Source organism: Zophobihabitans entericus (genome assembly GCF_011745665.1).
Lineage (GTDB): Bacteria > Pseudomonadota > Gammaproteobacteria > Enterobacterales > Orbaceae > Zophobihabitans > Zophobihabitans entericus.
Map to the genome: position 1 here is coordinate 2,481,542 of NZ_CP050253.1, position 23,413 is coordinate 2,504,954.

General features: G+C 42.1%; 2 protein-coding genes. Both read right to left on the reverse strand.

The window, feature by feature from the left end:
* Positions 1-64 precede the first annotated feature (64 nt).
* Complete coding sequence (locus IPMB12_RS11320; RefSeq protein WP_166917523.1) at positions 65-3,652, reverse strand: TonB-dependent receptor; 3,588 nt, start codon at positions 3,650-3,652, stop codon at positions 65-67.
* A complete protein-coding gene (locus tag IPMB12_RS11325) occupies positions 3,652-22,776 on the reverse strand; it encodes an invasin domain 3-containing protein (RefSeq protein WP_166917524.1) in 19,125 nt (6,374 codons plus the stop codon). Before IPMB12_RS11325 ends, IPMB12_RS11320 begins: the two co-directional genes overlap by 1 nt.
* Positions 22,777-23,413 lie beyond the last annotated feature (637 nt).

Sequence of the window (23,413 nt, forward strand, 5' to 3'; positions counted from 1 at the left end):
ATAAAAAAGGGCATCATTTCTGATGCCCTTTGTTCTTACAGGAGGAGACATCGTTAAGTAGATCTTAGTAATAACCAACCATATTAATAAAGAAGCCTTTATATTTATAGTCGAACTTGGATAAATCATCACTAAAGTCAGTGAAGTTATAACCAATACCAATTCTTAAGTTACTGGTGATATCACGGTCAACACCAACTAACCAACCTTGTTTCACCCCATCGTCTTTTACTTTTAACACGCGGTATTCGCCCATAACGTGCCATTGGTCGATCAGATCATAACGAGCCTGTACTGCCCCAAATGTTGTTTGTGAATCAAACCATTGACCACTGTTACGACCAAAGCGAACTTCACCTTCACGCTGAGCAAGTTTTGCTGCAAATTCCCAGTCCGCGTTATATTTGTGTACACCTTCAAGAGAGAAAATATGTGAACGTTGATCATAATAATCAGCATTATTTTCTTGTTCAGAAGATGACATATTATAGATGTAGCTATAACGACCAAATAGAGCCCATTTATCGCTATCAACTGGACGCCATGCAAAACCAAGTCCACTTTCAACAAATCTTGCGCCATCATAACGAGATTCATAATCTTTAGTCTCAGACAGATTTAATCTTGCTGAAATACGCCAGCTTTCATCAAGCTTCATGGATAAACGGTTAGTTGTTACCCATTGTCTGCGGTGTTCTGCACCAACATCACGACGTAGCTCGATCTTAGTCGACCAGTCCATATCTTCAGTAGTACGACTTGCACTTACACTCACAGCAGAACGGTGGATTGTGCCGCCATTCACGCTATCAAGCTTACCATCCTGAACAGTGATACTTGAACTCCAGCCACCATCAAACAAATAGTCCATACCAACAGTATTTGCCACACCTGTAGAACCATCGGTATCTTTCAGGTTTTGGGTTTCATTGAACATATTTAAACGATCAGTTAAGCGCCAGCGTTGACCAACCGTCCAGCCACGATTTTGATTTGAGTTAAACACAGAATCATAATCTGAACGCGTATTTGCCAAAGAGTAGTTACCATATACTGTATGATCAGAACTGATACGATGTTCTGCAGATAATAAAGCACCATAACCACGTGAACCGGTTGTTCCTTCAAGCCCAATTGATGATAAATCACCATATAGATATTTGAAACCAGCCGTCACCGCATCATTATTTTCGTAATTACCACCATCGTTACTTAGTGTTAACTGACCTGTACCATATAGCTCAAGTGCAGGAGTCATTTTCCAGCTATAGCGGACTGCACCAAGTGTACCTGTTGCATCTTCACTTGCTGTTTTAGTTTGTACCCGACGAACTTCACCAGTCACTGTCGTCACATCAGTCAGACGATATTCACTGGTAAGTTGTGTTTGTGTATAACTACTTTCACCACGCTCAGCTTTAGTATGACGTGTATAGAAACTTAAACCATCAATTGGTTCAGCAGAGGCTTCCGCACCGTATTCAGTAATTTCCTGACCTGTGTCGCTGCTACTTGTAGAGTAACCATCACTAACTTTATGCCACCATGCTCCGGCGTTTAAGTTGAAATCAACAACACCCAGTTCCTGGAAGTTTACACGACCATCGATCGCTTTCGCATTACCTGACCGGTCAGTATTATCGGTATTTAATTTCGCAAAACTTAAACCACCATTATCAGAGAAGAAGATCGGTACGCCTGTTGATTCAGTTTTGGTATATTCTGCCTTCAAATAAGTACCATTACCGGCTTTAAGTGTAACGTCTGCACCTTTCATCGTGTAGTCATTACCAGACTGGTTTTCATCAACGTAAGTTACACCGACGCCAATATGATCACCTATCCACTGTTTACCTCTGGCACCAACAGTAATTGAGTCAGTTTCAAAGCCTGATGGAATATATTCATAGTCGGCGATTAAACGTTGCTCGTAACCATTAATCGGACGGTCGTGAGTAATACTTGGCAGATTATCAAGTGTTAACTGAGTCAGCGGTTTAGTTAAGATAATACGACCTTGAGTTGCATCAATCTCATAATCTACGCCACGAACAAGGCTAACGATTGCTTCTGTTCTGCCGGTTAATTTGTCACGGACTTCTAACTGAACTTTATCTGAGCCTGATAAAATGTTAGCGTGTTTTAAGTAGTACAAACTACCACCAGTTCCTAAGAATTCAGTATGACCTGGTGCACTTTGAGCTTCTGAACCAAATGCTCTTAATTGAGTTTTTGCTTCACCCCATTTATTGTTATCTTGTGAGCGCCAGTTTAATGCTGCACCATAAAGAGAACGAGTATAGCGACCATATTCAGTTCCTGAGATACCTGTATTATAGTTACCCCATAACGCTTGACTCTTATCCCAGTCTACACGTGCATAGAAACGACCTTGTGTATCTACATCACGGTAAACATTTGAATCATCACCATAAGTTGGATAATACATATCAGGGTCTAAGCTACGGAAAAGATCATCTGGATACGCTTTACCAAATCCACTAAATAAGTGTTCAATCTCACGTTCAGTTGTATCAGCTTGTGCCGTTACTGTATATTTGCCATCGATTTTAGTTTTCATATAAAACGCTAAACGACCATCTGTTAGCAAGTCTTTATCACCTTGGGTTGCGAGAGTTTCCCCTTTACCACTGGCTTTATTCTGATACATCGTGACATCAGCAAGACCTACTAAGAAGAATGAAGAACCAGTAACATTGACATCCAGTGTTTTCTCAACAGGGTCACCATTCTTATTCTGTACTTCGATATCAAATCTGTGCTCACCAACAGGTAATAAGAAAGACGCTGAGAATTTTCTATCTAAATCAACAGGATATGATTCTCCATTAATAAGCAAACTGCCTTCAGGAATACGGTTACCCTGAATACGCACACGCGAACCATAAATTGGAATATTTTGCTGATAAAGATTATTAGAACCAATAACATCATTAATTAAACTTTCCGCCAGCGCTTCCTCTTTAGTCATTGACTGGCCTTTAATTCGAGAAGCCGTATCGCTAAGCGCAACATTACCACGTTCATCTTCTTCTGGTGTGACTAATTTAATTGTTTTTGCGTATGTCTCGTCAAAGTTACCACTACTGTTATAAGCTCTGAGAACATAGATAAGTTCATCATCAACCCGGAAATTATACTTACTTGGTAATTCTCCGTTCCAGTCCAATGAAGAAACAGATTTAACTTCTAAAGGTAAAACCACAATCGGTTCAACTAAATCGGTGTCTTTACCACGATAAATAGATAATTCATAGTGATCAACAAACGCAGAGTAATTAGAACGCACATAAAACTGTATTGGTTTAGTAATACGTCCATTGCTAAAGGCGATGTAAGACGGTGCAGAGATAGATAATTCTGCTTGTCCAACGTTTGAGTCTTCTGAAGCCCAAACCATACCACCATTTGGTAATGTAATCGCAAATTTACCCCCACCTTTGGCTTCGCCAGCAATTGGGCCAAGTTCCTGGTTAGTCATTTCCGACTTTGGACGCACTTTAAATAATGCCTCGTCATTTACAGTCTCTTGCGCGGACGCAGAGACTGTAAAACCGGCTAAGATTGACAGTAAAGTGTAATCCAGTAATTTCATGCGTGTTTTCATTTTGTTTTTAAATAACGTTTTCATTATTGTTCTCCTTTCGCTGGAGAAGCTGAATTGTCTTGGCTAGCTGCACTTGATGTCACAACTAACGATTTTGAATCACTCATGAATTTACTTAACTCATTTTTCAGTGTTTCTGCTCTTTGTGTTGCAAGCGTACTATTCACTTTTGTAATGATGATTACTTCACTAATCTGATTCTCCTCAATCGCTTTTGCCATATCAGCAATTGTTGACTGATGCTGAGGATTAATCGCTGCAGCTCCGGATGTAAATAGCTTATCGCTCACTTCCAGTATTGACTCTTCCTGGAATTTCACACCAAAATCAAAACGTACTGGTAAGCCCGGAGTAATTCTTCTCACTAATGGATTATTAGTGGTGAATTCCGCCCCTGTCGGCAGGGATGCCGGATCAACCTTCAAGATAAAGTTTCTGCCATGACTCCATTTACCACCAGAAATTCCTTCTAAATGGTAGCGTCCATATTGGTCAGTCTCTATAATTAGGCCTTCCACGCTGATAATTTTCACACCTGGAATACCTGGTTCACCTTTATCTTGTACACGGTTGCCATTTCGGTCATGGTAAACAGTACCAAAGATTAAACTTTCATCGATTAGTGGATCCTTATCAGTGACCACCACATCTGCTGAAGCTCGATTTGAGATCGATTTACTAGAAATCGAAGAGAAGGCTTCAGCTGTTGTGGTATAAGTTCCTGCACTCACCCCTGCACCGACTCGTAGAATGAAAGTAATCGTTAATTCACTACCTGCATTTAGATTTAATCCACCTACGCTTAATGGACCTGTACCAGCCACTATCAACGTATCTGATGATGTAGTTGTGACAGAATCATTGACGTATGAGAATCCATCCGGTAATGAATTAATAACGGTAAAGTTATTCGCATTTGATGACCCTACATTTTCAATACGTGCAGTATAACGAACCAGATCACCAATCTTGACTTCATTTGCAGAAGGCTTCAATGTGATACGTAATGATGCATTGTCTTCGTAAGTGACTGATGCAGTATTAATTGATGCAGCACTATTGACTGTATAACCAAATACATCTGTACCTACATTGGTTGATTTAGTGGTAATTGAGTAAGTACCATCGCCATTATCAACAGTTGAAGCATCCGGAGTACCAATTGCTGTCCCATTGACAGTAATAGCAACACTATCGCCACCCGTTGTTATGTAGTTACCTGTTGCATCAAGTAGTTGTACGGTAACAGTTGAGATAGTTATACCATCAGCTGTAATCGTTGTCGGATTTGCAGTGATAATAGACATATTGGCATCTGCAGGTCCAACCACATAAGTAACTTGTGCACGTTGCGAACTCAATACATTATTCACCGTAAAGGCAATATTATCAAAACCAACACGAGTTGATCTTAACTCCATGGTATAACTACCATCATTGTTATTGACTAGATTCGTTAATTGGCCAAGACCATTATGTGAAAGCAATTGCATTTCAACAACATTTGAACCATCAGTTAAGTTATTACCATTAGCATCTCTTAACTGTACTGTGATAATTGAAACATCTACACCATCAGCAGTAATCGTTGTCGGATTTGCTGTAATAAGTGAATTACCCGGATCAACCACACCTGGTTCATAAGTCACCGTTGCTGTCGTGGCTCCTGCTACTGCATCAACAGTAAAGCCAAAGGTATCTGAACCTGCCACAGTTGATTTGGTGGTGATTGAATAAGTACCATCACCATTATCAACCACAGTAGTATCTGGATTACCTACAGTCACTCCCTGAACAGGAATTGTCACCGTGTTACCACCTGTTGTCAGGTTGTTACCTTGAGCATCTTTCAACTGAACGGTGATAGTTGAAGTCATTGAACCATTGGCAACAATATTTGTCGGAACAGCAGTAATAGTTGATGTTGAAGCATCTGCCGCACCTGCCGTATATGTCACAGTTGCTGTTGCTACTCCATCGGTACCATTAATAGTGAATCCAAACGTATCTGTACCTGTTACTGTCGATTTAGTGGTAATCGTATAAGTTCCATCACCATTATTAATGACTGTTGTATCAGGTGTACCAACCGCAGTTCCTTGTACAGAAATAGTTACGGTATCAGAACCTGTTGTTAGGTTATTACCCTGTGCATCTTTCAGCTGCACGGTAATGGTGGAAATCGTTACCCCATCCGCCGTGATGCTGGTTGGGCTTGCCACAATTGTTGATGTGGTGATATCCGCAGCACCTGCAATATAAGTAACAGTCGCTGTTGTGCTACCAGTTACACCATTTACAGTAAAGCCGAAGGTATCAGTCCCTGTGACTGTGGATTTGGTGGTGATCGTATACGTTCCGTTACCTACATCAGTCACCGTGGTATCCGGTATCCCGACCGCAGTACCTTGTGCCGTGATCGTCACCGTATCGCCACCCGCCACTAAGTTATTGCCCTGTGCGTCTTTCAGCTGCACGGTAATGGTGGAGATTGTCACCCCATCCGCCGTGATACTGGTTGGATCTGCCACAATGGTTGACGTGGTGCCGTCCGCGGCACCGGCTGTATAGGTGACAGTCGCCGTGCCCGTTCCCGCAGCACCATTCACGGTAAAGCCAAACGTATCTGTCCCTGTGACTGTGGATTTAGTGGTGATCGTATACGTTCCGTTACCTACATCAGTCACCGTGGTATCCGGTGTCCCGACCGCAGTACCTTGTGCCGTGATCGTCACCGTATCGCCACCCGCCACTAAGTTATTGCCCTGTGCGTCTTTCAGCTGCACGGTAATGGTGGAAATCGTCACCCCATCTGCCGTGATACTGGTTGGATCTGCCACAATGGTTGACGTGGTACCGTCTGCAGCACCGGCAATATAAGTAACAGCCGCTGTTGTGCTACCAGTTACACCATTTACAGTAAAGCCGAAGGTATCAGTCCCTGTGACTGTGGATTTGGTGGTGATCGTATACGTTCCGTTACCTACATCAGTCACCGTGGTATCCGGCGTCCCCACGGCAGTACCTTGTGCCGTGATCGTCACCGTATCGCCACCCGCCACTAAGTTATTGCCCTGTGCGTCTTTCAGCTGCACGGTAATGGTGGAGATCGTCACCCCATCTGCTGTGATGCTGGCCGGATTTGCCACAATGGTTGACGTGGTGCCATCCGCAGCACCGGCTGTATAGGTGACAGTCGCCGTTGCAGTACCCGACACTGAATTAACCGTAAAGCCGAAGGTATCAGTCCCTGTGACTGTGGATTTGGTGGTGATCGTATACGTTCCGTTACCTACATCAGTCACCGTGGTATCCGGTGTCCCGACCGCAGTACCTTGTGCCGTGATCGTCACCGTATCGCCACCTGCTGTCAGGTTATTGCCCTGTGCGTCTTTCAGCTGCACGGTAATGGTGGAGATCGTCACCCCATCTGCCGTGATACTGGTTGGATCTGCCACAATGGTTGACGTGGTACCGTCCGCAGCACCGGCTGTATAGGTCACAGTCGCCGTGCCTGTTCCCGCAGCACCATTCACGGTAAAGCCGAAGGTATCAGTCCCTGTGATTGTGGATTTGGTGGTAATTGAGTAAGTACCATCACCATTATTCGTGACTGTTGTTTCCGGCGTCCCCACAGCAGTACCTTGTGCCGTGATCGTCACCGTATCCGTTCCGCCTGTTAAATTATTACCAAACTGGTCTTTTAACTGCACGGTAATCGTTGACAGCATTACCCCATCCGCCGTGATACTGGCCGGATTTGCCACAATGGTTGACGTGGTTGCCTCCGCCGTGCCGGCTGTATAGGTGACAGTGGCCGTCGCAGTACCCGGCACTGAATTGACCGTAAAGCCAAACGTATCTGTCCCTGTCACCGTGGATTTGGTGGTAATTGTATACGTTCCGTTACCTACATCAATCACCGTGGTATCCGGCGTCCCCACGGCAGTACCTTGTGCCGTGATCGTCACCGTATCGCCACCCGCCACTAAGTTATTGCCCTGTGCGTCTTTCAGCTGCACGGTAATGGTGGAGATTGTCACCCCATCTGCCGTGATACTGGTTGGATCTGCCACAATGGTTGACGTGGTGATATCCGCAGCACCGGCTGTATAGGTGACAGTCGCCGTGCCTGTTCCCGCAGTACCATTCACGGTAAAACCAAACGTATCAGTCCCTGTCACTGTGGATTTGGTGGTGATCGTATACGTTCCGTTACCTACATCAGTCACCGTGGTATCCGGTGTCCCGACCGCAGTACCTTGTGCCGTGATCGTCACCGTATCGCCACCCGCCACTAAGTTATTGCCCTGCGTATCTTTCAGCTGCACGGAAATGGTGGAGATCGTCACCCCATCCGCCGTGATACTGGTTGGATCTGCCACAATGGTTGACGTGGTACCGTCCGCAGCACCGGCTGTATAGGTCACAGTCGCCGTGCCTGTTCCCGCAGCACCATTCACGGTAAAGCCGAAGGTATCAGTCCCTGTGACTGTCGATTTGGTGGTAATTGAGTAAGTACCATCACCATTATTCGTGACTGTTGTTTCCGGCGTCCCCACAGCAGTACCTTGTGCCGTGATCGTCACCGTATCTGTTCCGCCTGTTAAATTATTACCAAACTGGTCTTTTAACTGCACGGTAATCGTTGACAGCATTACCCCATCCGCCGTGATACTGGCTGGATTTGCCACGATTGTTGACGTGGTTGCCTCCGCCGTGCCGGCTGTATAGGTCACAGTGGCCGTTGCAGTACCCGGCACTGAATTGACCGTAAAGCCAAACGTATCTGTCCCTGTGACTGTGGATTTGGTGGTGATCGTATACGTTCCGTTACCTACATCAGTCACCGTGGTATCCGGCGTCCCGACCGCAGTACCTTGTGCCGTGATCGTCACCGTATCGCCACCCGCCACTAAGTTATTGCCCTGTGCGTCTTTCAGCTGCACGGTAATGGTGGAGATCGTCACCCCATCTGCCGTGATACTGGTTGGATCTGCCACAATGGTTGACGTGGTACCGTCCGCAGCACCGGCTGTATAAGTCACAGTCGCCGTGCCTGTTCCCGCAGCACCATTCACGGTAAAACCAAACGTATCAGTCCCTGTGACTGTCGATTTGGTGGTAATTGAGTAAGTACCATCACCATTATTCGTGACTGTTGTTTCCGGCGTCCCCACAGCAGTACCTTGTGCCGTGATCGTCACCGTATCTGTTCCGCCTGTTAAATTATTACCAAACTGGTCTTTTAACTGCACGGTAATCGTTGACAGCATTACCCCATCTGCCGTGATACTGGTCGGATTTGCCACAATTGTTGACGTGGTTGCCTCCGCCGTACCGGCTGTATAGGTGACAGTGGCCGTCGCAGTACCCGACACTGAATTGACCATAAAGCCAAACGTATCTGTTCCTGTGACTGTGGATTTGGTGGTAATTGTATACGTTCCGTTACCTACATCAGTCACCGTGGTATCTGGTGTCCCGACCGCAGTACCTTGTGCCGTGATCGTCACCGTATCGCCACCCGCCACTAAGTTATTGCCCTGCGCATCTTTCAGCTGCACGGTAATGGTGGAGATCGTCACCCCATCTGCCGTGATACTGGTTGGATCTGCCACAATGGTTGACGTGGTGCCATCCGCGGCACCAACCAGATAAGTCACAGTCGCCGTGCCTGTTCCCGCAGTACCATTCACGGTAAAACCAAACGTATCAGTCCCTGTGACTGTGGATTTGGTGGTGATCGTATACGTTCCGTTACCTACATCAGTCACCGTGGTATCCGGCGTCCCGACCGCAGTACCTTGTGCCGTGATCGTCACCGTATCGCCACCCGCCACTAAGTTATTGCCCTGCGCATCTTTCAGCTGCACGGTAATGGTGGAGATCGTCACCCCATCCGCCGTGATACTGGTCGGATCTGCCACAATGGTTGACGTGGTACCGTCCGCAGCACCGGCTGTATAAGTCACAGTCGCCGTGCCTGTTCCCGCAGCACCATTCACGGTAAAACCAAACGTATCAGTCCCTGTGACTGTGGATTTGGTGGTAATTGAGTAAGTGCCATTACCATTATTCGTGACTGTTGTCTCCGGTGTCCCCACAGCAGTACCTTGTGCCGTGATCGTCACCGTATCTGTTCCGCCTGTTAAATTATTACCAAACTGGTCTTTTAACTGCACGGTAATCGTTGACAGCATTACCCCATCTGCCGTGATACTGGTCGGATTTGCCACGATCGTTGATACAGTGGCATTAGCTGCTCCTGGTAAATATGTAACAGAAGCAGTTGCCGAACTTGTAACCGTATTGAGAGTAAAGCCGAAGGTATCTGTACCTGCCACTGTTGATTTAGTGGTAATAGTATAAGTACCATCACCATTATTTACAGTAGTCGCATCCGGTGTACCAACCGCAGTTCCATTAACAGTAATTTCTACAATATCAGTACCCGTTGTTAGGTTATTACCGTTCACGTCTTTTAGTTGTACCGTAATGGTCGAAATAGTCACACCATCAGCCGTGATACTGACAGGATTAGCATTAATGGTTGAAGTTGTTATATCAGCCACACCTGGTGTATAAGTTACACTTGCAGTTGCCGCCCCTGCTGCACCGTTAACAGTAAAGTTGAAGATATCAGTACCTGTTACTGTCGATTTTGTATTAATACTATAAGTACCATTGTTATGGTCGATAACAATCGTCTCTGGTATACCAATCGCAGTACCATTGACAAAAATAGTGACGCTATCCCCACCTGTAGGTAAGTTATTACCATATTGGTCTTTCAGACGAACTGTTATTGTCGATGTTGTCGAACCATCCGCAAGAATACTTGTAGGATTTGCTGTAATTGTTGACGTACCCGGATCAGCTGGACCTGCTGTATAAGTAACTGGTGCATTACCATTACCTGTTGCAGTATTTACCGTATATACAAAGGTGTCTGTACCTGCTACTGTCGATTTGGTAATGATTGTATAAGTACCATCACCATGATCTGTTACAGTTGCATCAGGTGTACCTATTGTCGTATTTGAGGTTGTGATAGTCACATTATCACCGCCTGAAACTAATGCATTATTGTAAGCATCATATAGTTTCACAGTGATTGTTGAGTATTCAATATTGTCAGCAATAATTGTTGTCGGGCTCGCGACAATCGTAGACTGAGTCGCATCCGCAATACCTGGTACATAAGTCACTGTCGTTGTACCATTCCCAGCCACAGAATCTACGGTATATTTGAAAGTATCCACACCTGTTACAGTTGAAGTTACTGTTGCAATATATGTACCATCTGCTCGGTCAATTGTATGAGACAAACTACCAATCGCTGTACCATCAATACTAATTAATACGGTATTACCACCAGTAACAAGGTCATTGCCATATTGGTCTCTTAGCTGTACTGTCACTGTTGATACTGTAGTACCATTTGCAGTAATCGAAACAGGATTTGCCGTAATAATTGATTGGCTTGGATCTGCCACTCCCGGTGTATAAGTTACATTTGCTGTACCATTACCTGCATCAGAATTCACAGTATATTCAAAAGTATCTGTGCCTACTGTTGTCGATTTTGTAGTAATTGTATAAGTACCATTACCATGATCTTGAACAGTCGTTTCTGGCGTACCTATTGCCGTACCTTGTACAGTAATTGTTACAGTATCGCCACCAGTAATTAAATTATTCCCATATTGGTCTCTTAACTGAACTCTTACTGTCGATGTCGTTGTATTATTCGCAACAATACTTGTTGGACTAGCGCTAATCACAGATTGTCCAGCTACTGCAGTTCCTGGTAAATATGTTACTGGAGCAGTGCCTGTACCATTTATACCATCTACTGTATAGATAAAGTTATCTGTACCAGTTTTGGTAGATTTGGTTGTAATTGAGTAAGTACCATCACCATGATCAACCACTGTTGTATCTGGAGTCCCTAACGCAGTACCATTAGTAATAATAGTGACAGTATTACCACCTGTAGTTAGGTTATTACCATATTGGTCTCTTAACTGAACTGTAATTGTTGATGTTTCAATATTATCTGCAACAATACTAGCTGGCGTTGCAGAAATTAAAGATTGTGACGCATCGGCTGCACCAACAGTATAAGTTACAGAAGCGGTACCATTACCCGGTAAATCATAGACAGTAAAACCAAATGTATCTGTACCAGTCACTGTTGATGTTGTTGTGATTGTATAAGTACCATTCAAATGATCAAGTATTGCTGATTGAGAACCCACTGGTGTTCCATCAACAAAAATCTCAACACTATCATGGCCAGTAGTGAGTCTATTACCATATTGGTCTTTTAATGTCACTGTTACTGTTGAAGATGTAACACCATCAGCAGTAATGCTGGTTGGATTAGCAACAATCTCAGATTTGGATGGGTCAGCCGGACCTGAAGTATAAGTTACAGAGTCAGTCGCAGTACCAGCAACAGAATTAACTGTAAATCCAAATGTATCAGTACCTGCTGTTATTGATTTTGTGGTAATTGTATAAGTACCATTATTTTGATCCACCACCGTTGTATCTGGCGTACCTATTGCAGTACTAATAGTTGCAATTGTCACAGTATCACCACCGGTAATCAGATTATTACCGTATATATCTTTTAATTGGACTGTCACTGTTGACGTAACAATATTATCAGCAGTAATACTATCTGGCGCCGCAACAATTGTTGACTGACTTGCTACAGCAGCACCTGGTAAATAAGTGACTGAAGCACTACCTGCACCCTGAGCAATATTTACTGTATATTCAAATACATCTGTACCTGTAACTGTTGATTTGGTTGTAATTGAATACGTACCGTCATTATTATCTTGAACAGTAGAATCCGGAGTACCAATCGCAGTACCGTTTACATAAATAGTTACAAGATCACCACCTGTGGTCAGATTATTACTATTAATATCTCTTAACTGTACAGTAATGGTTGATGTTTCAGTATTATCCGCAACTATTGAGGTTGGCGTAGCTGAAATGAGTGACTTATCACCAACAGCAATACCAGAAGTATAAATTACACTTGCGGTATTGCTTGAAGTAGTACTATTAACACTAAAACCAAACGTATCTGTGCCTGTAACAATTGATCTGGTAGTAATAGAATACGTACCATCACCATTATCAATAGTTGTACTGTCAGGTAAACCTATTGCGGTACCATTGACAGTAATTTGTACCGCATCACCGCCGACAGTAATATCGTTACCTTGAGCATCTTTCAACTGTACAGTAATTGTTGAGCGTGTTGAACCATCAGCCGTAATACTTGTTGGATTGGCTGCAATCGTTGAAGTATTTGGATCTGCTACACCAACCAGGTAAGCAACAGTCGCAGTACCACTACCTGTTGCACCATTTACGGTATAACCAAAGATATCACTACCCGTTACTGTTGATGTCGTTGTAATAGAATATGAGCCATCACCGTTATCCTGAACGGTTAAATTTGGTGTACCTATCGCTGTACCTTGAGGGATAATCGTAACAGTGTCACCACCTGTCGTTAAGCTGTTACCTTGCGCATCTTTCAGACGGACAGTAATTGTTGCTTCTTCAACCCCATCAGCAATAATACTGGTTGGGAATACCTCAATAGTTGAAGTGGTTGCATCCGCAGCACCAACAACATAAGTCACTGTTGCGGTATTTGCTCCAGTTGCATTATTCACCGTAAAACCAAAGTTATCACTACCAACAACGGTTGATTTAGTAGTAATTGTATAGGTTCCATCATTATGGTTCACAACTGTACCATCTGGTGTCCCTATTGCAGTACCATTAACAAAAATGGTAACTGTAGCATGGCCATCAGTGACATTATTATTGTTCGCATCTTTCAACTGAACAGTAATGGTTGAGATTGTTACACCATCGGCGGTAATGCTCGTTGGGTTGGCAATAATTGTTGATGTGGTTGCATCTGGAGCATCAGTAACATAATTAACATCAGCATTATTAGGACTATTCACACCATTTACAGAGAAACCAAAGTTATCAGTCCCTGTTACAGTAGATTTAGTCGTAATGGTATAAGTACCGTCACCATGATCCTGCACTGTAAAATCTGGATTACCGACTTGAGAGCCATTAACAAAAATGACAACAGTATCACCACCTGTCGTTAAGTTATTACCATACTGATCTCGTAATTGAACAGTAATTGTTGAAGTTGCTGAGCCATTGGCCAAAATTTCAGTTGGGCTAGCCGTAATAATAGATTGATTAGGGTCAGCAGCATCGGTAATGTAATTAACATCAGCGTTATTAGGACTATTCACACCATTTACAGAGAAACCAAAATTATCTGTACCTGTTACTGTAGACTTTGTCGTAATTGTGTAAGAACCATTACCGTGATCCTGAACAGTGAAATTTGGATTACCAATTTGCGTACCATTAATAAAGAATGATACCGAATCACCACCTGTTGTCAGATTATTACCTTGTGCATCTTTTAATTGCACTGTAATTGTAGAGATTGTTGACCCATCAGCAAAAATGTCTGTTGGATTGGCGGTAATCGTTGAAGTATTCGGATCCGCTGCACCTACAACATAAATAACAGAAACATTACCATTACCAAGTACACCATTTACGGTATATTCAAATGTATCTGTACCAACAACTGTTGATTTTGTTGTAATCGAATAAGTACCATCACCATTATCATTTACAGTGGTTTCAGGTGTCCCTACAGCTGTACCTTGAACAGGAATAGTCACTGTATCACCACCTGCTGTCAGGTTATTACCATGAATATCTTTTAGTTGAACAGTCACTGTCGAGATGGTTGTACCATCAGCTGTGATAGTAGTCGGACTTGCTACAATTGTTGACTTACTCGGGTCAGCAACGCCAACAACATAAGTGACAGACGCTGTACCATTGCCAAGTGAACCATTAACAGTATATTCAAAGACATCTGTCCCTGTCACAGTGGATTTAGTCGTAATAAAATACGTACCATCATGGTTATCCAGAGTTACTGCGTCAGGTAAACCAATTGCTGTACCACCTTGAACAGTAATATTTACTGTATCTCCACCTGTCGTTAAATTATTACCGAATTGGTCTCTTAACTGAACACCAACACTTGAAATTGTTGCACCATCAGCAAGAATAGTTGTTGGATAGGCAATAATTGATGATTGTGTTGGATCTGCTGGACCGGCAACATAAGTTACATCCGCAGTACCATTACCAATATCTCCATTTACGGTGTAATCAAATGTATCCGTACCAGTGACTGTTGATTTAGTAGTAATAGTATAAGTACCATTAAAATGGTCTTGAACGGTAGTATCTGGCGAACCAATTGCAGTGCCATTCACTGTAATTGTTACAGTATCACCACCATTAATTAAATCATTACCATTTGAGTCTCTTAATTGAACAGTCACTGTTGATATAGTCACACCATCAGCAGTAATACTAGTTGGACTCGCAGAAATTAAAGATTGGCTAGCATCTGGCGCACCAATTTCATAGTTTACTGTTGCTAAACCACTACCAGAGACACCATTAACAGTGTAGCCAAAATTATCTAAACCAGCAGCTGTCGATTTAGTTGTAATTTTATAAGTACCATCACCATTATCGAGCACAGTGGTATCTGGGGTACCAATAATCGGCGCAATAGCCTCAATCGTAACAGTATCACCACCAATTGTCAGATTATTACCATAACTATCTCTGACTTGTACTGTCACCGTTGAAATGGCAACACCATCTGCGGCAATTGTAGTTGGATTTGCTGAAATAATTGATTGAGTTGCATCTGCTAAACCATGCACATAAGTTACAGATGCTGTACCATTACCCACAACACTATTTACAGTATATTCAAAGACATCAGTACCCGTTACAGTTGAAGTCACTGTTGCAGTATATGTGCCATTTGCTCTATCTGCTGTGTTTGATAATGTCCCAATTGGAGTACCGTTCACACTAATTAAAACAGTATCACCACCTACCGTTAACTCATTTCCATATTGGTCTTTTAATTGAACAGTAATTGTTGAAGAGTTTGAACCATTTGCCGTAATTGAAGTTGGGTTTGCACTAATTACAGATTGTGTTGGGTCAGCTGCCCCTGCAACATAAGTCACAGTTGTAGTGCCATTACCTGCAACACTATTTACAGTATATTCAAAAGTATCCACACCAACAGCTGTTGATTTAGTCGTAATGCTGTAAGTACCATTACCATTGTCAATTACTGTTGTATCTGCCGTACCTACAGGTGTACCGTTGACGGTAATTGTGACAGTATCTCCACCTGTTGTTAAACTATTACCATATTGGTCTTTTAGCTGAACGGTAACAGTTGATGTTGCTGTATTGTCCGCCGTAATTGTGGAAGGGTTAGCTGAAATGGCTGATTGAGATGCATCAGCTGTGCCTGCAACATAAGTCACAGTTGTTGAACCATTACCTGTCACACTATTTACAGTATAAACAAAAGTATCTGTACCAACAGCTGTTGATTTAGTTGTAATGCTGTAAGTACCATTACCATTGTCAATTGCTGTTGTATCAGCTGTACCTACAGGTGTACCGTTGACAGTAATTGTGACAGTATCGCCACCAATAGTTAAGTTATTACCATATTGGTCTCTTAGTTGTACAGTCACGGTTGAAGTTTCAGTATTATCTGCAACAATTGTTGCTGGATTAGCTGAAATCACTGACTGAGTTGGATCTGCACCGCCACTTATATAAGTCACTGTTGCATTGCCATTACCCTGAGTCCCATCTACAGTATATGCAAAAGTATCTGTTCCTGTTGTGGTTGAACTTGTTGTTACACGATAAGTACCATCATTATTATTTACCGTCGTTGACACATTACCAATAGCGCCAGCAGGCACAGAAATCACAACTGTATTTGGACTTGTAGTCAGGTTATTACCAAATTGGTCACGTAGTTGTACAGTGACTGTCGATAAGGTCACACCATTGGCTTCAATAGAAACAGGATCCGCGGTAATAATTGATTGAGTAGGATCTGCCGCACCAGGAAGATAAGTAACAGATGCAGTACCATTACCCATATCAGAATTTACTGTATATTCAAAGACATCAGTACCTGTAACTGTTGATTTAGTTGTTATAGTATACTTACCATTATTATTGTCCTGAACCGCTGTTTGAGTACCAATTGGGGTACCAGAAACAGTAATATCTACAGTATCTCCGCCTGTAATTAAATTATTATTAAATTGGTCGCGCAGCTGAACGGTTACCGTTGAGATTGTTACCCCATCTGCAGTAATGCTGGTCGGATTGGCTGAAATTAATGATTTAGTCGCATCTGCAGCACCTGGTAAATAGGTAACAGTTGTCGTATCACCGCCATTATCACCATTAACAGTAAAAATAAAATCATCTGTTCCTGCAACAGTTGATTTAGTCGTAATACTATAAGTACCATTTCCATTATCTACGACTGTTGTATCTGGCTGACCTGTTTCTGCACCATTAACGTAAATAGTGACTGTATCGCCACCAGCGATCAGATTATTACCAAACTGATCTTTTAGCTGAACAGTTACCGTTGAAATAGTTACTCCATCAGCAACGATACTTGACGGATTAGCCGAAATCGTGGACATTGCAGCATCAGCAGCTCCCGCCGTATAAGTTACAGATGCTGTTGATGTACCGGTTACTGTATTAACAGTGAAACCAAATGTATCTGTACCTGTGACCGTTGATTTGGTGGTAATTGAGTAAGTACCATTACCATTATTGGTTACAGTTGTTTCTGGGGTACCAATCACAGTACCTTGAGCAGTAATTTCTACTGTATCAGTACCACCTGTTAAGTTATTACCCTGACCATCTTTCAACTGTACTGTAACAGTCGAAATAGTTATCCCATCTGCCGTAATACTGGTTGGATTAGCAGAGATAGTTGAAGTCGTTGCATCTGCCGCCCCCGGGACATAAGTCACGGTTGCATTGCCATTACCAGTGACTGTATTCACGGTATACACAAACTTATCTACACCGGTCACCGTTGATGTTGTTGTAATGGTATACGTACCATTACCGTTATCTTGTACTGACGTTGCGCTCCCCACTGGTGTACCATCTACAGTGATGGTCACGTCATCACCGCCAGCAGTTAAATTGTTACCTTGTGCATCTTTTAACTGAACAGTCACTGTTGAGGAAGCCACACCATCTGCGGTAATACTAGTTGGGTTTGCTACAATAGTTGAAGTGCTTGCATCTGCTGCACCCGGAATATAAGTTACCGTTGCATCGCCGTTACCAGTGACTGTATTCACGGTATACACAAACTTGTCAATGCCAGTTACTGTTGATTTGGTAGTTAGAGTATATGTACCATTGCCATTATCTTGTACTGCCGTTGTACTACCTACTGGCGTACCATCTACAGTGATAGTCACGTCATCACCACCAGCCGTCAGGTTATTACCCTGAGCATCTTTCAACTGTACTGTAACAGTTGAAATGGTTGTACCATCTGCCGTAATACTGGTTGGATTAGCTACAATTGTCGAAGTTGTTGCGTCTGCAGCGCCGGCCACATAGGTCACAGTTGCATCACCGTTACCAGTGACTGTATTTACGGTATATACAAACTTGTCTGCACCCGTTACCGTTGAGGTTGTTGTAATAGTATACGTACCATTACCATTATCTTGTACTGCCGTTGCACTACCCACTGGCGTACCATCTACAGTGATGGTCACGTCATCACCACCAGTCGTCAGGTTATTACCCTGAGTATCTTTTAGTTGTACTGTAATTGTTGATGCTGTTGTACCATCAGCTGTAATACTAGTTGGAGCGGCTACAATGGTTGATGTGCTTGCATCTGCCACACCTGGGGTATACGTGACGGAAGCATCCCCATTACCTGTATCGCCATTTACACTATAAATAAATGTATCTGTACCTGTTACTGTTGATTTCGTTTTAATGGTATAAGTACCATCAAGATTATCTTCAATCGTTGTAACAGTCCCTACAGGTGTAGCATTTGTCGTAATAAGGACTGTATCTCCACCAGTTGTTAAATTATTGCCTTGGGCATCTTTTAATTGAACTGTCACGATAGATTCTGTTGAACCATCTGCCGTAATACTGGTTGGATTAGCTACAATTGTCGAAGTTGTTGCATCTGCAGCGCCGGCCACATAGGTCACAGTTGCATCACCGTTACCAGTGACTGTATTTACGGTATATACAAACTTGTCTGCACCCGTTACCGTTGAGGTTGTTGTAATAGTATACGTACCATTACCATTATCTTGTACTGCCGTTGCACTACCCACTGGCGTACCATCTACAGTGATGGTCACGTCATCACCACCAGTCGTCAGGTTATTACCCTGAGCATCTTTTAGTTGTACTGTAATTGTTGATGCTGTTGTACCATCAGCTGTAATACTAGTTGGAGCGGCTACAATAGTTGACGTCGTTGGTTCAGCTGCTCCAGCAACATAAGTCACTGTGGCATCACCATTACCAGTAACTGTATTTACGGTATACACAAATTTATCCACACCTGTGACGCTGGATTTTGTGGTCAGACTATATGTACCATCACCATTGTCCTGTACTGTTGTTACAGTACCAACTGGCGTACCATCAATAGTGATCTCTACGTCATCACCACCAACAGTTAAATTATTACCCTGTTCATCTTTTAGCTGAACAGTAATTGTTGAAATTGTTGTACCATCTGCGGTAATACTAACAGGGTCAGCAACAATAGTTGATTGTCCTGCATAAGCGACACCCGTTTCATAAGTGACTGTCGCATCACCAGTACCTGTAACCGTATTAACCGTATAAATAAATTTATCCGCACCAGTCACTGTTGATGTTGTTGTCAGACTATAAGTACCATCCCCATTATCCTGAACAGCTGTCGCAGTACCAACTGGAGTACCATCTACAGTAATAGTAACGTCATCACCACCAGTCGTCAGGTTATTGCCCTCAGCATCTTTTAGCTGAACAGTTACCGTTGATGCTGTCGTACCATCCGCCACAACATTTGTAGGATCAGCCACAATAGTTGAAGTTGTTGGATCAGCGGCACCCGCAACATAAGTGACAGTCACATCTCCTGCACCTGTCACCGTATTTACGGTATATACGAACTTATCAGCACCCGTTGTAGTTGATTTCGTTTTAATGGAATATGTACCATCATTATTATCTACAACTGTCGCATCTGGCGTCCCTACAGCAGTGCCATCAACAGTAATTGCAACAGTATCACCACCAATAGTTAAATTATTACCATTTGTATCTTTTAATTGAACAGTAATTGTTGATTCAGTCGTACCGTCAGCCGTGATACTTAACGGATCTGCAGTAATCGTTGATTTAGATGGATCTGGGGTAATGACTGAGTTAGTTAAAATACAGGCAATAACGTCACCATAGCTAGGTGTAACGGTAAATGATTGCCCATTACCTGATGGCAATGTTGTAGAACTGTTTGTATAAGTATTAGTACACTGAAGAAGCGTACTATAGCGATTCAAGGTACTTACACTTCCAGAAGCCATTGATTCATCAAGAGTATAATCCGTAGCTGCTACAGCACTTACAACGCCTGTTGTTGCAGAGGTTGCTGTTCCCGTTGTGGTTCCGGTGCTTGTTGTTGTACCGTCAGTGATTTGAACAGTAAATTGATCTGCTGCATTGTAACGAGCGACAACTGATTTATCTAACTGTAAAGTAGGTAACTTACCATTTTCAAATTCACAGGAAATATTTTTACCCTCAATAATATCTGTTGCCGGGATTTCTAAAATATTGCCATTTAGTGTTGTCGATAGTGTTGCAGAACCATCCGTACAAACTGCACCAATTGTTGTCCACCCTGTTGGTAATGTTTGTGTAATAACAACAGGTACCCCAACAGAATCAAAAGCATGTATTGACGTTGCTGATTGTTCAACTACCGTATTTTCAGAAACAGTCGTTAATGATTCAGAATTAGTTGAACCATTAGTATTACCAATATTAGTCATTGCATAGGTAAATGTTTCAACACCACCCACAGATTTTGCGGACAATTCGAGAAAACCGGCAGCAACAAATGAGCGATAATCTTCTACCTCACCATCAACAACCCATGGTACTGAACCATTTGTAGTTGTTGGTTGTGGCATACCTGTCGCATTTAAACTCTGAGTAGAGCTGATACGGAAACGAGTATAAAATGGTGTATATCCCATTGAAGCAACAGAAGGAATAGTATAGTTAAATGTAATTACGCCATCACCATCGCTATCTTGTAAATCTGATGCCATTTGTGTCGTAAAGGTTGTTGTTGCACCTGATGCATTCCAGCCAATCCATGCATTTAAATAACCACGAGTTTTAGCCGTACCATTCACAATAACTTTAAATGTATAAGATTCATTCGCCAGTAATTCGGCATCTTGTAATGGAACTTCAGCACCATCAATAATGACAAAAACACCATCATGAGAGCTGACTGAATCAGCACTAGTTGTTGGCTGACCATCACTTTGAATAGAAACAGAATTACCTAAATATAATTGTCCATTAGGACCGTTAACATGAGCAGCGCCATTACTTGCATCTAATGTTCCAAAAGTATTTGGTGCATCACCATAGTTACGAACTGTCGTCAAACCAAAGCTAGCATCAGCAACTTCATCATCGCTGGTCATCACAATTTTTGAAACAAATTGGCCATCAGTGAGTAAATTAATAGATGTGCTATTTTGATCATAACCAGCAGATCCCTTAGCACCATAACAAACCCCGGAACTTGATATTTCAAGGAAATTATTTACACCATTAGAACAATATGCTGTAACAGGGTTTAAAGTACCACCAGCACTTGCCCAAGTTTGCATGGCATTATTAGAACTGATAGTTGGTTGAACTAAGCGAATGTAATAAGTGGCATTTGTAGAATCGACAATATAACTATATTCACCAGATCCATCTGTCTGAACACTTGCTTTATAAACTGGAGTACCGCCTTCTTCTTTCCAGATTTCAACATTGATATTAGAAATCCCTTCTTCACTACCCGTTATAGCACCAGTAGCAGCAGTATCATTATAAACTTTACCTTTAATAACTGGTGCTGTTTGACACGATGCTAAATCAAAAATATTACCAGTGATACCCGTGGTACCAGATGTGCCAACAACAGTTGCCACACCTGTTAATACATCAACACGATAAAGGTTAGTTGAAGCAGTTGTACTTACATATAATTTACCATCAACAAATGCCATTCCCCACATATCAGAAGTCGTAGGAATACCAGTAATTTGTCTGACTTTGTTATATACCCAACCAGAGCCATTACCACCAGGGATCACCCTTACTAACCAACGAGGAGAACTGCTACCCACTAATACATAGGCATTACCATCAGCATCAATCGCCATATCAGATGCAATATAAGAGTTACTAACATCAGTAGAATCTGTAGGTGTTTTTGGTAGGATTAGACCACTATTAATAGCGGCACCTGTTTGTGGATTAAAAATGAGAATACGAAAATTATTACGAAATTGAGCATCTTCCCCTGAGGTAAAGTAGATCTCACCTGTTTTTTGGTTAACTTCACCACCTGACCAGTAATTATACGCACTGCTTCCTGGTGCTGGTTGGTTATAAGGGGATTCAACTATTTCAGTTTCACCCTCTGCAATTTGAGTTAACTTCCAACCTGCTGCCCAAGACCAATGATACATGGTTAACGAGTTACCACTATTTTTACCACCAGGACGACCAAGAGCAATTGTTGAGACTGGGTCAGCAGTATATCCAGTACCACTGGTTGGATAATATAAACGTGTTGCGGCACCAGTATTTAAATCGACTGAATACACAGAACCGGACGTCCCCGTACCATTACTACTTGCATATAGTGTTTTACAATCAAATGCTACAGGACTCTGTACAATTGTGGTATTTAACGCATATACAGGGCTGGAAGCCCCCATAGTAAGGAAAATAAACGACAGGAAAATCGCTATTTTTGCGGTTATAATTGAAAAAAGACCAAAACCAACAGTTTTACTCTTTTTTACGACGGCAGTGCTAACAGAATGAATATTCATCACATTTCCCTGTCTATTCTCATTTACTCAAGGTTTACCAGCCGAGCAGCATGGGCTATGGAGAGAAGGTGCAATACCATCTCTCCATCCAGCTGCTTTCGCTATATTTTTTTACATTTCCCAGCAATATATAAAAATCATTTAGTTTTATTCTTATTAACAATATTTGATCTTTACTATCACCTTATTTTTTATATTTTTACTACTAACGCATTCAAAAGTATCTCAATCTTGATTTTTATCACTAATCAAGAAATAAATGTAATTTAACAGTAACTTACATTTTTTAGAGAAACTATAATTTCGGTTATCGAAATAAGTAATCTATGTATTTGATAATATTTTGATTTTTTTCAAAAAATTATTTTTATTTACTATTAACTTACAATAAGAGCCAGTTTCCCGCGATAATACGCCAATGGTTGTAAAAAATAAAGCATGGTTTGCTAAAAAATTGCAAAGAAATGTTAATGGAATGGATAAAAAAAGTATGTAAATATTGATTTTCTCTCGCAAAATCAATACCCATAAAGAAATAAATGATATTACCTATTAATGACATCACTATTTACTATAAATTTTTGATTGCTTATTATATTTTTGAATAAATAATTATAAATACCGCTTAAAATTCACA

Bases quoted from the DNA above. Each gene is read 5' to 3' on its own strand.
- IPMB12_RS11320 (WP_166917523.1), bottom strand. From the start codon at position 3,652: ATGAAAACGTTATTTAAAAACAAAATGAAAACACGCATGAAATTACTG.
- IPMB12_RS11325 (WP_166917524.1), bottom strand. From the start codon at position 22,776: ATGAATATTCATTCTGTTAGCACTGCCGTCGTAAAAAAGAGTAAAACT.